Raw genomic sequence first — 14,263 nt, forward strand, 5'->3', positions numbered from 1 at the left:
CTCGATCGGTCACTTTACCTAGGCAAAAAGGTTCCATTTTTGCCCATTGGGCATCAGTAAGTATGTATCTATCCATAGTACTATTATAAATTAATCAGTAGCCTTTGTTAATTCTCAACAAGCCCTAGTGGATAAATTCCTGTTTATTTTATAGTTACTGAAAATAACTTTCTGATGATTTCTATGGATCCTCAGAGGAATATCTTTTTTTTTGTATGGAGAAAAATTTCATATCAAGAATTATGATGTTTTATTTGCCGAATTGAACATTTTATTTAGGCCAAAAACGCTATAATAATGGTCTATATCATTGTCATTCAAAGAGTTCAGAGAAAACGATGTCCCCTTTAGATCAAATTGCAACAGCATCGGATGACCAGTCAGAGTTAACGATGTCGGTCCTTATGACGCCAGATATGGCGAACTTTTCAGGAAATGTACATGGTGGAACAATTCTGAAATTATTGGACCAGGTTGCTTATGCTTGTGCGAGTCGCTATTCGGGTAGTTATGTCGTAACCCTGTCTGTGGACAAAGTAAATTTCAAAGAACCGATTCATGTGGGTGAGCTGGTGACTTTCCTGGCAAGTGTGAACCATGTAGGTCGTACTTCAATGGAAATTGGCATTCGTGTAGAAGCGCAAAATATTCAGAAACGTACTGTACGCCATACCAATAGTTGCTACTTCACGATGGTCGCTGTTGATGAAAATGGTAAGCCTAAACAGATTCCACCGCTGAATCTGGACAATGACTGGAAACGTTGCCGTTTTGAAGCAGCTGAACAACGTAAAGTTGCCCGTCTGCAGGAAAATCATCATCCTTCATGCAGTATCTATAAAAAATCAGCGCATAGCTAAGAACTAAACTTAATTTGCTTATTAAAAAGACCTTCAATGAGAGGTCTTTTTTTTGCCTATAAAATTCATTTAACTCTGGCTTAAGCTTGTTTTTTAATCTACTATGAAACGATACGTATCGTTTTGTTTTTTTGGTTTTAAGCATGAGTGAAGAAGAAAAATGTTCACGGCGCCAGCACAGTATTCTACAGGCGGTTTCGGATGCACTGGCAGAAGGTGAATATCATCAGCTAACGATTGAAGATGTGGCTGCACGGGCAGGGGTTGGCAAATCTACGATTTACCGCTGGTGGAAACATAAATCTGAACTGGTACTAGATGCGTTTAAGCAGCGCACAGCAGGGGTATTTGAACTGGATGCTTCACAAAGCTTGCGCAGCAATCTGGTTCAACAGCTAACTCTGCTGGTTCTGGCGCTTAATCATCCGGTAGGCCGAGCTTTGCTGGTCGTTATGGCCAATCATCGGGAGCTGGCTGCAGACTTTTTTCAGCAGTATCTATTACCACGTCGAAAACAAACCCACCAATTGATTCAACAGGCCATCGAGCGTGGGGAATTACGTGCGGATTATCCTTTTGATCTGATGCTGGACACCTTATACGGGCCGATTCATTACCAGATCATTTTCTTCAACCGCATGCCGGATGATCAATATATCCAGAATCTGGTAGATCTGGCCTTAAGCCCAGCTTTGATTTCTCCCTGAGTTTAGTCAGTTCTTAAATTTGTTTTTAAAAGTTGCGTGTTATGTCTGCTAGTCCTGAGCGCTTATGGAATCGCTCCTTTATTCTGTGTTTATTGAACAATCTGTTCCTGTTTGTCTATTACTTTGCCTTACTGACCATTCTGCCGGTTTATATCATGAAAGATCTGGGCGGATCAGTCAAAGAAGCAGGTTTAGCTTTGACCCTGTTCTTAGTTTCCTCCATCGCTGTTCGACCTTTTTCTGGCATGATCATCGAGAAACTCGGCAAGAAATTGGCAATGCGCGGAGCCGGAGTTATTTTTGCCTTATTTTCCTTTGGTTATCTGCTGGTCGATAGCATGTGGTCATTATTGGCAGTGCGTTTCTTACATGGGATCTGGTTCAGCATCCTGACGACGGTCACCGTTCCCGTTGCAAATGAGTTTATTCCGGAATCTCGTAAGGGTGAGGGCATGGGCTATTTTGTCATGTCGACTAATCTGGGTGTGGTATTTGGTCCATTACTGGCCTTAACCGTAGTTCAGTTCACCAGCTTTAAAGTGCTGTTTGGCTTGCTTGCCGTGATTATCTCTATCGGCTTGATCTTTTCCTTCATGCTGAAAATTACCGAATTAGCAAAACCTCAAGCTACAGTGGTCGAAAAATCAAAATTCAGCCTGCATGACATTATTGAAGTCAAAGTGCTGGCGGTGAGTTTTGTGGCACTGCTCACGGCTTTTGCTTACTCCAGTATCATGAGTTTTATCACGCCCTTTAGTGAAACCAAGCAACTACTGGCTTATACCGGCATCTTCTTTATTGTTTTTGCGGCCTCAATGTTGTTGGTACGGCCTTGGGTGGGCAAAATTTACGACCGTAAAGGACCAAGTGCAGTTATCTATCCTTCCTTTATTTTCTTTGCGATTGGCATGATGATTGTCAGTGTCATGTCCAGCCAATGGACTATGTGGTTGTCTGCGGTATTTATCGGAATTGGTTACGGTTCATTATTTCCATGTTTACAAACTCTAGCGATTCAATCTGTCGAAAAACAGCGTATGGGCTATGCAATTTCTACCTTTTTTACCCTGTTTGATATTGGACTGGCAGTGGGTTCAGTAGTGATGGGTATGATCATTGCGCAATACGGTTTTGAAAAGACCTATATGTTCTGTGCAGTGATGGTGATTTTCACTTTATTGATCTACCGTCAATATGTGGCCAGGAAGCGACCTTCGATTTCAGCATCCTTACCGGAAGAATAAAATGGAATTAAGACATTTACGCTATTTTGTTACAGTGGCTGAAGAGCTGAATTTCACTCGGGCAGCTGAAAAACTGAATACTGTTCAGCCTTCACTCAGTCAGCAGATTAAGGATCTGGAGCGTGAAGTGGATGCGCAATTGCTGGAGCGGAATAACCGCAAGGTTGAGCTGACCGAGGCTGGACAGGCTTTTTTAAAGGAAGCTCTGTTGAGCTTAGAACATGCGGAACGTGCCGTGCAGGCAGCCCGTCAGATCGCCCATGCACATAAGGGTCAGCTGAATATCGGCTTCGTACCGGTCGCGGAAATGAAAATTTTTCCTTATATCATGCCGAATATCCGTGCACATTTTCCTGAACTGAAAGCACTGTTTCATAGCCTGACCGATGCAGAACAGTTTAGCGCGCTGAGACAGGGCAGTATTGATATTGCCTTTACCCGCTACCGAGATCAGTCGGATGAGTTTGAGTCCGTTCAGATTTTTGATGAGCCACTGACGCTGATTGTGCCGAAAAATTCTCCGGTCGCAGAAATGCCCTATGTCAGCATCAAGAAGTTTGAAAATCAGGACTTTGTGATTAGTGATGAGCAGGCTTCACCACAGCTGCATAAGATTATTGATGATTTTTTTAGGCAATCGAAACTGAACGTGAATGTGGTGCAGTATTCCACCAATATTCTGCTGAATGTCAATCTGGTCGGCATGGGGGTTGGCTGGAGTCTGGTACCAGCCTATGTGATTCCTTTACTCGGCGATAATATTGTGGTGAAGAAAACGCTGGAACCTTTACCGATGATTGCTCTCTATGTCAGTTACCGTAAAAATAACCAGCATCCTGCGATTGAACTGATTCTGAAAGTGCTTAAAGAAAAGTTTTGTGTAGACCTTTTTAAGTAAATTATTGATCTTCCATAAATGAAATGTGCTACAGAAATGATCTGTAGCACATGCTTTTTAATCGCAGAGGAAAATCGCTTTATACTGAAATTCAAAAAATAAGAAATCGGTTGAAGCAGAATGATGAAGCTCTATAACAACCCTCAGTCACGCGGCATGACCTTGCTGCCTATCCTTAAAGAACTACAGATTGAAGACCAGCTTGAGCAGGTGGAAGTTCCTTTTAAAGATATGCATCAACCTGAATATCTTCAGATCAATCCGATGGGTAAAGTTCCCTGTCTGGTTGATCAAGGCGTCGTAATTTCAGAAATGGCGGCTATTATCATCTATCTGGCAGATAAGTATCAGGACAAAGGATTGGCACCCGCTTTAGATGATCCCAAGCGTGGTACTTATTTAAAATGGATTTTCTTCTGTCATGGGCCACTGACTGAATATATTGATGTAAAAAATTTACAAGTATCTCAAGAACAGATTGAAAAGGTCCGAACCAGTTTAAGTTTTGGTAACGAAGCCGCGGTATTTGATTTTTTTAAACGAGGTTTGTCGCAGGCCAAGCCTTATCTTTTAGGTGAAAAAGTTTCTGCTGCAGATCTATATGTGGCCTATTGTCTGATCTTCGCAATTAGTACCAAAATTTTGCCGCCGTTGGAAGAATTTAAACCTTTCCTACAGCAAATGGCACGTCGTGATTCTCTCAAAGATATTTCATGGTTTGAGCAATACCGAACTTAGCTTTTATGTTCATCTATAAATAAAAACCACGCCGTAGCGTGGTTTTTTTGACTGAGGTCAATTATTTGACATGGAGCTTGTTAAATAGCGCCTGACTTGTGCTTTCTATAGATTGAGGAATCGCTAAGGCTGCCACGAAGCGGTCTGGACGCAGGATGACGATAGAGTCCTTGGTCTTGCCGAACCAGGTACGAATGTCCGTACCGATATCACCAATGGTGATCACATCTTCGTATTGCTTACGATGTTGATTAGACAACTGAACCGCAGGAATGACTTGGATAAATTTCACGCCAAGGTTTTTCCATTGCTGTATCGTTTCCTTGCTTAAGCCCCATTTCGGATCCACCCCCCAGGCAATGATGGCGAAGTCATTGCCAATCACTTCATCGAGTAATACAGTTTCACCAGACTCCAGTTTCACCTGCGGCTGAATAAACATCTTGCCGACTGGAGAGTCTTTTTGAGTATTGGCCAGCAGGGCACCATCATGATACTTCGGCATAGGCTTAAAGCGCATTTCCAGCAGGTACTGTTTGATTGGCTTAATATAGTTCAATGCATAAGCAATACCATCACGAACAAAACCTTGCCATTTTTTTGGTGGCGCAAGAACGTGGCCTGCCATCACTGAAAGATCAATCATCGCTTTGGCATGATCCTTACGTTCCACTTGGTAAGAGTCCAGTAATTCATGACTTGCTTTTCCCTGGATCACCAATGCGACTTTCCACGCCAAGTTAAAGGCATCACGCATACCGCTGTTATAGCCTTGGCCTTGCCATACCGGCATGATGTGCGCAGCATCACCAGCAAGCAGGATACGGTCAGCACGGAATTTATCTGCAATACGTGCATTGTGGGTATAGACACGTTGACGAATTACTTCGATTCCATCGGTATTCGGTAAAACTTTAGAAAGCAGTTTAGCAATATTTTCCGGTTTACTGAGTTCTTCCTGAGTTTCGCCTGGCATAACCATGAATTCGAAGCGGCGAATGCCATGCGGCAGGGCAGCTGATACATAAGGACGCACCGGGTCACAGCATAGATAAATATGTGGGGTTGCCAATGGGTCATTATCGATATCAATCACGATCCACTGGTTTGGCGCAGTTTCACCTTCGAATGGAATGTTGAGGGTACGGCGTACATAAGAGTTTCCACCATCACAGGCAATCAGGTATTGCGCACGAATGGTTTCTAAGCTGCCATTTTTAGTCTGAACATTTAAAGTTACACCCTCAGCATCCTGGCTGAAATGTGTCAGATGGCGAGAGAAAAGTACTTCAGTTTTTTTATATTGTTTGAGGCCTTCTAGCAGAACGTTATCTACTTGTGGCTGAATGAAAGCATTACGGCGGGAGAAACCAAATTCACGAGTCAGTGGCTGAATGTCTGCGAAGCAACGGCCTTTGGGTGTCAGGAAGCGCATGGCATGATTCGGGGTCGTATGCGGCAAGACCTGATCAACCAGTCCCAAAGATTGAATGGTACGCAAGGATTCATCATCAATGCCGATGGCACGCGGATAATCGATCAGACTATCTAGCTGTTCAACCACAGTGACCTGTACACCCTGTTTGCTTAAATAGTTGGCAATTGTTAAACCTACCGGGCCGGCCCCCAAAATCGCCACTTCAGTGGTGTAATTTGTATTGCTCATCGCGAATGTCCATTCCATCAATTCAGGATTGAGACTATTAAGGAACAATCAATAGCGCTAAACAAGCTAGTCCATAGTAGGTCATGTCTATCAAAAAGATTTAGTTGAAAAGAATTTTATTTTAATAAGTTATTGATAATAAATAATAATATTTAAATTTATTCATAAGATGAATGAATCCTATGATCATTTCTGGCTATAGTGAATAGCCTATAAGGTATAAAAAAGCTGAATCACGCAGTTGCATGATTCAGCCTTAGTCTACATCCGGCAGCATAGGTCAAACCTACTGGAGATTTACTGCACGAGATGTTGCTTTAAACCTGATTAACGAGTCGATGTCGACTTAGTCGTTTTTTTACCATCTTTGTCTTCTGTAGCAGCTTCAGACGCAGCAGGCTGGTCAGCAGGTCCAGCTGTGGTTACATTTGGATTTGGGTTATTCGTTGCAGGAAGTTCCTGAGTTGTCACAGTGACTTTCTGTTCCTCAGTGGTCTTCGTGTCAGTGGTGTTGTTTGCTGCAAAACTGGTAGCTGCGGCTGCAGTAAGCGTTGTTGCAAGTAAGATTTGTGTATATTTCATGTTGAGCATCCTTTTTATTACATTTATAAACTGCCGAATGACCATCACATCAATCCGGCAGGAAGTCATCCTAAGCATGAAAATTTTATGGAGCAAAGCAATTAACAAAAGCCGCACGAAGCTGTTAACCAAGCAAATACAATCATTGGAAATTTGTTTTCTTCTGTTAAATGTATAGGAAATTGTTAGCTGGAAATGTGTGTAAATATTTCAAATATAGCGTTTAAGTGAACTAGTTAACGGTTAAAAAGTACTTACTACAGACTGTTATTTTTATTTGAACCGAGATAAATAGAATCTAATCATCCAAGAATGAACATTTTTGCAAGAGTCCAGTGTTCTATAATAGTCAGGTTTACTCATTCTAATTCTATCTTTGAGAGAGAATCAATTTTGAAAGTTCTTGCCGCTCAGCAGCCTATTCCTGTACACATCATTTCCGGATTCTTGGGTGCTGGTAAAACCACTTTATTAAAATATTTACTGAGCCAGAAACCGGAGCAAGAAGTCTGGGCTGTGCTGATGAATGAGTTTGGTCAGATTGGCGTCGACCAGCAATTACTGCCTCAGGATCAGGGCTATGCAGTGAAAGAATTGCTGGGCGGCTGTTTATGTTGTAGCAGTCAGTTGCCAATGCAGATTGCTTTATCCCGGCTATTGTCAGAAACCAAACCGGACCGGCTATTTATTGAACCTACAGGACTCGGACATCCCGGGCAACTGCTGGAACAGCTCACCGAACCGCATTGGCAGAGTCATTTGAAAATGCAGGCTCTGGTCACGGTAGTCGATGGTTCACGTTTACATGATCGGGACTGGACGCATCAGAACCTGTATGCGGATCAGCTGAAAGTTGCCAATATCGTGGTTATTTCCCATGCTGATTTGATGACTGAAACTGATCATGCTGCTTTAACTGAACTCAAGTCTGAGTATCAGCCATATGCCCAGCACTGGCTGATGATAGAAAACGGACAGCTGGATATTGAGCAAATCAAACAGGATTATCAGGGTGCTTCACGTCAGATTCAGCCACTGCTCAAGCAACAGCGCCAAGTGTTGGGAGAGGTGCCGGCTGTCGTACATCAGTTGCCTTATCATTATGTTGAAAGTGCACAAGGCTATCAGGTGGCAGGTTGGAAATTGCCAAAACGCTGGCAGTTTGATTTTTATGATCTGCTGGATCTGCTTTGTGAGCAGCAGGATTGGCTCAGAATCAAAGGGATTTTTAATACCAATCAGGGCTGGAAAAGCTTTAATTTCAATCCTGATCAGTTTAATTATCAGTCTGCCGAAGAAGGCATTGATAACCGGGTAGAAGTGATTTACCAGACCTCACGTGACTGGCTGGAGTTTGAAACTGCTTTAATGCAATGCCGGATTGAGCAGGAAAAATAGCTTCGAATCTGTGTATAGAAAATAGCTAGATAAGACGAAATCTGTCCAGCAAAAAATCAATAAATCTTATATGCTAGGCGCCAAATTTGAGGATTGTATTATGGCGTTAAAAGCGACAATTTATAAGGCAGATTTGAACGTTGCCGATATGGATACCCATCGTTATGAAGACTATCAGTTGACGATGGCACTACATCCTTCGGAAACCATTGAACGTCTGATGGTACGTATTCTGGCTTATGCACGTTTTGCTGGCGAAGCGCTTGAATTTACCAAGGATCTGTTTGAGACTGATGAGCCAGCGCTGTGGGAAAAAGACCTGACTGGCCAATTATTGAAATGGATCGAAGTGGGTTGTCCTGACGAAGATAAAGTCAAAAAAGCCAGCGCACGTTGCAAACAGGTCGCAGTAGTTGCTTATGGTTCTTCAGTTGATGAATGGTATAAACGTAATTCCAAACTGAAAACGCTGTCGAATGTTGAGGTCTGGAAAATCTCGACCGCCAGCACTGAAGCGGTACAACAGTTATGTGAACGTACCATGCAGCTGCAACTGAATGTCATGGATGGCGAATGGACCTTGATCGGTGATCAGGCCCAAGCTGTAATTGAATGGGAACAGTTACAATAACAGCCAATAAGGATGCAAGTCTCGGCTTGTATCCTGATTCAGAAATTGCGTATACCTGACAATAATAAAAATGAAACAGGGATAAATATATGCATCCGGATCTTTATCGTTTGCTCATTGCCCTCGGTATTGGTGCAATTATTGGTGCAGAACGCGAATATCGCAGTAAGTCTGCCGGTTTGCGGACTATGATCATGGTCAGTCTGAGTTCCTGCTTGTTCACGATTATGTCAATCAAAATTGGTCTGGATAGTCAGGATAGGATTGCAGCCAATATCCTTACTGGCTTGGGCTTTGTTGGTGCGGGAGTTATCTTTAAAGATGAAAACCGGATTTCAGGCATTACGACAGCGACAACCATCTGGATGACAGCAGCACTGGGCATGGCAGCTGGCGCGGGTTATGAATGGCTGAGTCTGTTTGCTACTTTTATTGTATTAATCGTGCTGATTTTTCTGATCTATGTCCAAGAGGGAATAGAAACTTTAAGTCAGGCACGAACCTACCGAATTATCTGTCCTTATCAACGTAAAACCTTAGAGCAATACGAAGAATTATTTAAAACTTATAATATGAAAGTCGTTCGCAGTGTGCAGCATAAAACGGAACACCGTATTAGTGGACGCTGGATTTTAATTGGCTCCGCCGAAAATCATAAAAAATTGACTAACTATTTACTGAATGATTCAAATATCCAGGAACTCAGCTTTTAATCCTTTAAGCCTCAAAGCTAAAGGAATTCTGTCTAATCCCGTTTATACTATGCGTATTTGCCAGAGAAAGGATATTGGTCATGACCAAAGAGCTAGAAATTATTGATTTGAAAGTGGGTGAAGGTAAAGAAGCGGTTAAGGGCGCGCTTATTACGACTCACTATACTGGCTGGCTAGAAGATGGCACCAAGTTTGACTCATCACTGGATCGTGGTAACTATTTTGAAACCGTGATTGGCACTGGCCGTGTGATCAAGGGCTGGGATCAAGGGATTATCGGTATGAAAGTGGGCGGTAAGCGTAAACTAATTGTGCCTGCTCATTTGGCTTATGGTGAACGTAAAATGGGGAATATCATCCCGGCCAATTCAAACCTGATTTTTGAAATCGAACTGTATGATGTTAAAACACGTGATTGATTCACTGAAATAAGCTTCATTCATTGTGATGAGTGAATGTTGAACGGGTGAAGTCATAGCTAGATGGACTTCATCCGATGAGCTACAAAAAAAGCTTTGCACTCCCTGCTATTCGACGTAGATTATAAGAAGAATAAAGCACTTTTCAGGAAAATACTGTCTTTGCAAAACATGATAAGGAATGTCTATTCTGTAATATTGATTTGGAGCATTAGCTGGGTCCTATTAGTGATGATTCCAGTTTTCGCCCAGGCATCTCTTGAATCTTCCTCTGTCACGCAGCACAGTCAACCGCATATTTCCGAAATTCACTTTACTGAAGATCATAGTAGCCAATTGCCCCAAAATTGGCAGTTTTATCCAAACCAGTTTATTACTGAACCAAGTTCCGTACTTACTCCGCAAGAGGTTCAATTACCCGCTTCATTTAAAGACCTGACCGGTTCAAATATTGGCTATGGAACCTTTATCGGACATTTCAAAATTCCATCAGAATTTATCGGACGTCGGATCGCCGTGCATATTCCGGCTGAATATGGTGCCTATCGAATCTATATCGATGGAAAATTTATTCTGCGGCATGGGGAAATTGCGAAAACAGCGGAAGAGCAGAGAAATGAAAGGGCTCCTCGAATCGGTTATTTTGTTCCTGAGAGTGAATATTTCACCATGAGTATTCAGGCCTCAAACTATACCCATCTGCATGGCGGGATTGAACAGCCTATACGCATTGGAACAGCCGGAACTATTAACCGTCAGTATCAGCAGCTTATGATGAGCATCAGTATAGTCTGTGGACTGGTGCTTGGGGTGGGTTTTTTTACGATTCTTTTTTCAATGTTTCGGGGTTCAACAGAACGCAATAGCAAAAGTATTTTTATCTTTGGCTTGTTCATTATTTTTCTGGCCCTGCATAACTTTTTTGCAGCGCCGTATGCCTATTCGATCGTGACTAAGCTCGGTTGGCTATGGGGAACACGCCTAGAATATCTGTTCACTTTCCTGGCGATTCTATTTTTCCTCAGTTATATGTACCTGTTTAATCAGCGCTATTTGCATCGATTTATTTATAGTGTTGCCGCAGGACTTTTACTACTGAACTGTGTCGTAACCCTGTTGATCGATCCGGAAAATTTTCAACGTCTGGCCTTGTATAGTGCGATTTTCGGGATAGTCGTGGTGGTCAATTTTATCTATGGCTTTTATCAGACTTTACATCATAAAGACAATTATTCGCGCTTGACTCTCTATGCGGTCATTTTTCTATGCCTGACCTTTATAAATGACTATTTATTGCTGATCAATGTGATTGAAAGTGTGCATCTGTCTTTTATCTCGACCAGTCTGTATGCTGTGATCATCATGTTTCAGCAGTCGCAAAATTATGCCCATCAAACCTATGCGACAGAGCAGTTGAATATGAATCTGAAAGAGTTAAATAATTCACTCGATCAGAAAGTCAAAGCACGTACCGAGCAATTACGTGAACTGAATGCCAAACTCGAACATCAGGTGAATATTGATGCTTTGACGGGTGCCTTTAACCGCCGTGCTTTAAATGACCAAATCCAGCAGCAGTTTTTATACTGTCAGCAACATCCACACAGTACACTGATTTTTGCCATGCTCGATGTCGACTATTTTAAAAACTACAATGATTATTATGGGCACTTAAAAGGAGATGAAATTTTACAGAATCTGGTCAAGGTCATTCAGACGGTACTCCCCGAATCCGCGTATTTAGCCCGTTATGGTGGAGAAGAATTTGCGATTCTACTTACTGATGTACCTGTCCAGCCAGCATTTCAATCTCTGGAAAAAGTCTTAATCAAGATTCGCGAACAGCAATTTGAACATTTAAATCGCACAGATGATAAATCCTATGTCACGGTCAGTATGGGCATTTCCTGGATGGATCAAACACATCCATATCCAGATATTCATGCACTGATGAAAGCGGCAGATGTACAGTTATATGCGGCTAAGCAGGCAGGGCGAGATCAACTTAAAATGACATAAAAAAGTTTTAATTTTAAAAAGCGTATTTATATAAATGATAATTTTCTTCATTTTCCGATTGAGGATTCGGTGAGAAAAATCCATTTTTTTGATAATAACTTAAAGCTGTTTGAGTCGATTGGACTTTAATTTTATGGATATTTTTACGCACTAAGGATTTGTGCATCTGATCAAAAAGCTGGGTGCCAACCCCGAGTCGCTGGAAACGTGCAGCCACATAGTGCATCAGGATTTCTCCAGTGTCACTGACCAGCAAAAAGCCGACAATCTGATCATTCAAAATATACACCCAACAGTCGTTATAAAGCATTTCCACAATTAACTGGGCGTGATTAAACTGCTCCAGCCAGCGCTGGATCACGCTGTCTTCACGTTGATGATCCAAAATACAGGATTGAATACTGTCGTGGATGACCTGAATTATTTGAGGTATATCTTGAATCTTCCCTTCACGAATCATAATTTTATTCATTTACTCGACCATAAAGAGGGACCTTTTATTTGAAGGAAAATGCTCAGAAAAACAAATACCAATCGTGTAGCTTTTTGAGTGCATTTGCTAAAGAACCAAGAGTTGATGATCGATTCTGTAGTGATTTGTCTGATTTATTTATCTTGATCAATATTGGCCTTCTGGTTTAATTCTAATTTTTAACAAGATTTTAGACTATCATTTCAAATTGAATAATGGGAAATAAGGCTCAACCGAAGAAAAAATCCAAGAAGATCTAAAAAAATCCTCATGTTTGCTGTACAAAAAATAGACTTGTGTTAAGTTAAAAGAAGATCGCCAAATCAAGAATTGGCAGACCGTGATAAAAATAAAATTAACCACACGAGATGATCAATGATTCTTAAATTCCTGATTTTTTCATGTCTAGCCCTGATAATTTATGCGATGTGGTTTATCGGCATGAAAATCTATAAAACCCAGCGTTATGTAAAAAGTAAACGTGTCAAAAAAGCGGACCCGATTTCCAGGAATGCTGAAGAGAATCAATCTGATTCTCAGGAAACCTTGCATGTGGTCGATGCCTATGAGCTGGAACTGTTTGATGACGTGGCGCAATTATTTTTCCAACATCAGGTTCAGATTCAGGATCGCAATGAAGCAGAGCAGTTACAGCAGGAATTGCTCCGTAAGATGCCGATGCATACCGGTACACAAATCCGTCAGATGGATTTAGGCGAATGGTCAATTTTCTGGAATTTTTATGACCAGTCACTGGAGTATTATGTCGGCCGTTATGGGGTATTTTATGCCCATGTCGACCGTTTCGGCGAGGAACACCGTCAGGAAATCCGAACCAATGTTCAACAGGCACGTTATGCTTAAGCAGCTAAATGCTTAAATGCTCTAGAAACTAAAATCAAGCTGCATATTTGAGTTGATGTAATTCGCTGAACTTGGTAAGCACTTCATCCCAGAGCTGTTCTGCGCCCTGACGGAAATAACCCATATGTCCCATATGCTTGAGTCCATAATCAGCTGCCTGAATATTGATATAATGCAACGGAGCCTGACGATAATGTTGCATAAAGGCTTGTCTGGATTCAGGTAAGGCCCAGGCATCATCAAGCGCGGCTACGGCATAAATAGGTGTTTTTACCGCGGCATAATGGGCATGCAGGTCTTTCAGTTCAGGATCGGCAAAGAAATAGGTCGGATTTTTACACCATTTGCGCCACTGACGATAAACATCACGTGGCAAGTCAGCGCCCATATTTAAACGGTTCCATGGCAAATAACCTGTCACTGCCACCATCGGTGGGAAAACAATATTCCAGATTACCTGAACCTTGATTCTTTCAGTTAAAGGCATATAACCATGCCAGCCAGCACCAGTGCCAAAGCAGTACATTGCTTCAATGCGATCATGATATTTGCTTAATCCCAAGGCCTGTCCGCCATAGGAATGGCCAATCATATAGATGTCCAGACCGGTTTGGCTGAGATAATCAATCGCAGCGCTGAGATCATATTGCCCCCAGTCCAGATAGGACATCTTAAAATTCTTTAACCGTTTAGGTGCAGAATCAGCCACCCCGCGATAATCAAAAGTCAGTACCTGAAAACCTGCATGTGCTGCATAATCGGCAAAGCGCCGGTAAAAAGCTTGGGGAACACCTGTCGCACAGGCGATGACAATATTGGCTTTGGCATATTCACTGCGGTAAAGCTTGCCGGTTAAGGTATAGCCATCTTCTGCCAAAAACTGCACGGTTTCAACCTGAACTTTTCCTTGTTGCATACTGGATATCCTTATACGTGGATTGAATCAGGGGAGGTGAATCTATATTATTTTTAATCTGATCTAAGCCATGATGTCAAAACTCACGAGTCGTAAATGACATCTATGCTTACCTATATGGCATGTAATCGCCTCA

At 42.0% G+C, this 14,263-nt stretch carries 15 protein-coding genes; 11 read left to right on the forward strand and 4 right to left on the reverse strand.

Annotated features, from left to right (window positions below; translation table 11 throughout):
- Positions 1–338 precede the first annotated feature (338 nt).
- The 5 genes from FTV13_RS00005 to FTV13_RS00025 all read left to right on the forward strand — a co-directional run bounded on the left by FTV13_RS00005 (position 339) and on the right by FTV13_RS00025 (position 4,447).
- A complete protein-coding gene (locus FTV13_RS00005; protein WP_180010558.1) occupies positions 339–860 on the forward strand; it encodes an acyl-CoA thioesterase in 522 nt (173 codons plus the stop codon).
- Between the two features lie 143 nt (positions 861–1,003).
- On the forward strand, positions 1,004–1,567 hold the full coding sequence (locus FTV13_RS00010; RefSeq protein WP_180010560.1) for a TetR/AcrR family transcriptional regulator: 564 nt from the start codon (positions 1,004–1,006) through the stop codon (positions 1,565–1,567).
- A gap of 41 nt (positions 1,568–1,608) precedes the next feature.
- Complete coding sequence (locus FTV13_RS00015) at positions 1,609–2,811, forward strand: MFS transporter (protein WP_180010562.1); 1,203 nt, start codon at positions 1,609–1,611, stop codon at positions 2,809–2,811.
- A 1-nt stretch (position 2,812) separates the two neighbouring features.
- On the forward strand, positions 2,813–3,709 hold the full coding sequence (locus tag FTV13_RS00020) for a LysR substrate-binding domain-containing protein (protein WP_159123387.1): 897 nt from the start codon (positions 2,813–2,815) through the stop codon (positions 3,707–3,709).
- A gap of 123 nt (positions 3,710–3,832) precedes the next feature.
- Positions 3,833–4,447: a glutathione S-transferase family protein gene (locus tag FTV13_RS00025; protein ID WP_171505579.1), complete on the forward strand. Its 615-nt coding sequence runs from the start codon at positions 3,833–3,835 to the stop codon at positions 4,445–4,447.
- 61 nt (positions 4,448–4,508) lie between these two features.
- On the opposite strand, the gene FTV13_RS00030 is transcribed toward FTV13_RS00025, so the two are convergent.
- Together FTV13_RS00030 and FTV13_RS00035 are read right to left on the reverse strand one after the other, a co-directional pair.
- Positions 4,509–6,113, reverse strand: a complete 1,605-nt coding sequence (locus FTV13_RS00030; RefSeq protein WP_180010564.1) for a bifunctional 3-(3-hydroxy-phenyl)propionate/3-hydroxycinnamic acid hydroxylase — start codon at positions 6,111–6,113, stop codon at positions 4,509–4,511.
- 327 nt (positions 6,114–6,440) lie between these two features.
- Positions 6,441–6,695: a hypothetical protein gene (locus FTV13_RS00035; RefSeq protein WP_004784941.1), complete on the reverse strand. Its 255-nt coding sequence runs from the start codon at positions 6,693–6,695 to the stop codon at positions 6,441–6,443.
- A 393-nt stretch (positions 6,696–7,088) separates the two neighbouring features.
- Here FTV13_RS00035 and FTV13_RS00040 point away from each other — a divergent pair, with 393 nt between their 5' ends.
- From FTV13_RS00040 to FTV13_RS00060, 5 genes are all read left to right on the forward strand, one after another.
- Positions 7,089–8,093: a GTP-binding protein gene (locus tag FTV13_RS00040; RefSeq protein WP_180010566.1), complete on the forward strand. Its 1,005-nt coding sequence runs from the start codon at positions 7,089–7,091 to the stop codon at positions 8,091–8,093.
- 100 nt (positions 8,094–8,193) lie between these two features.
- A complete protein-coding gene (locus FTV13_RS00045; protein ID WP_103799664.1) occupies positions 8,194–8,724 on the forward strand; it encodes a YaeQ family protein in 531 nt (176 codons plus the stop codon).
- 89 nt (positions 8,725–8,813) lie between these two features.
- A complete protein-coding gene (locus FTV13_RS00050; RefSeq protein WP_103799665.1) occupies positions 8,814–9,437 on the forward strand; it encodes an MgtC/SapB family protein in 624 nt (207 codons plus the stop codon).
- Positions 9,438–9,517: 80 nt separating this feature from the next.
- Positions 9,518–9,856, forward strand: a complete 339-nt coding sequence (locus FTV13_RS00055; RefSeq protein WP_159123393.1) for an FKBP-type peptidyl-prolyl cis-trans isomerase — start codon at positions 9,518–9,520, stop codon at positions 9,854–9,856.
- Positions 9,857–10,087: 231 nt separating this feature from the next.
- Positions 10,088–11,875 (forward strand): diguanylate cyclase, encoded by a 1,788-nt coding sequence (locus FTV13_RS00060; RefSeq protein ID WP_257218385.1) that lies wholly within the window; start codon positions 10,088–10,090, stop codon positions 11,873–11,875.
- Positions 11,876–11,888: 13 nt separating this feature from the next.
- On the opposite strand, the gene FTV13_RS00065 is transcribed toward FTV13_RS00060, so the two are convergent.
- Positions 11,889–12,335 carry a GNAT family N-acetyltransferase gene (locus tag FTV13_RS00065; RefSeq protein ID WP_180010725.1) on the reverse strand — a complete coding sequence of 149 codons (447 nt, stop codon included), beginning with the start codon at positions 12,333–12,335 and terminating at the stop codon, positions 11,889–11,891.
- A gap of 390 nt (positions 12,336–12,725) precedes the next feature.
- On the opposite strand from FTV13_RS00065, the gene FTV13_RS00070 reads away from it, so the two are divergent.
- Positions 12,726–13,211 carry a hypothetical protein gene (locus FTV13_RS00070; protein ID WP_180010727.1) on the forward strand — a complete coding sequence of 162 codons (486 nt, stop codon included), beginning with the start codon at positions 12,726–12,728 and terminating at the stop codon, positions 13,209–13,211.
- 34 nt (positions 13,212–13,245) lie between these two features.
- Here FTV13_RS00070 and FTV13_RS00075 read toward each other — a convergent pair whose 3' ends face one another.
- Positions 13,246–14,127: an alpha/beta fold hydrolase gene (locus tag FTV13_RS00075; RefSeq protein ID WP_180010578.1), complete on the reverse strand. Its 882-nt coding sequence runs from the start codon at positions 14,125–14,127 to the stop codon at positions 13,246–13,248.
- Positions 14,128–14,263: the final 136 nt, after the last annotated feature.

It is taken from the genome of Acinetobacter sp. YH12235, assembly GCF_013417705.1.
GTDB lineage: Bacteria > Pseudomonadota > Gammaproteobacteria > Pseudomonadales > Moraxellaceae > Acinetobacter.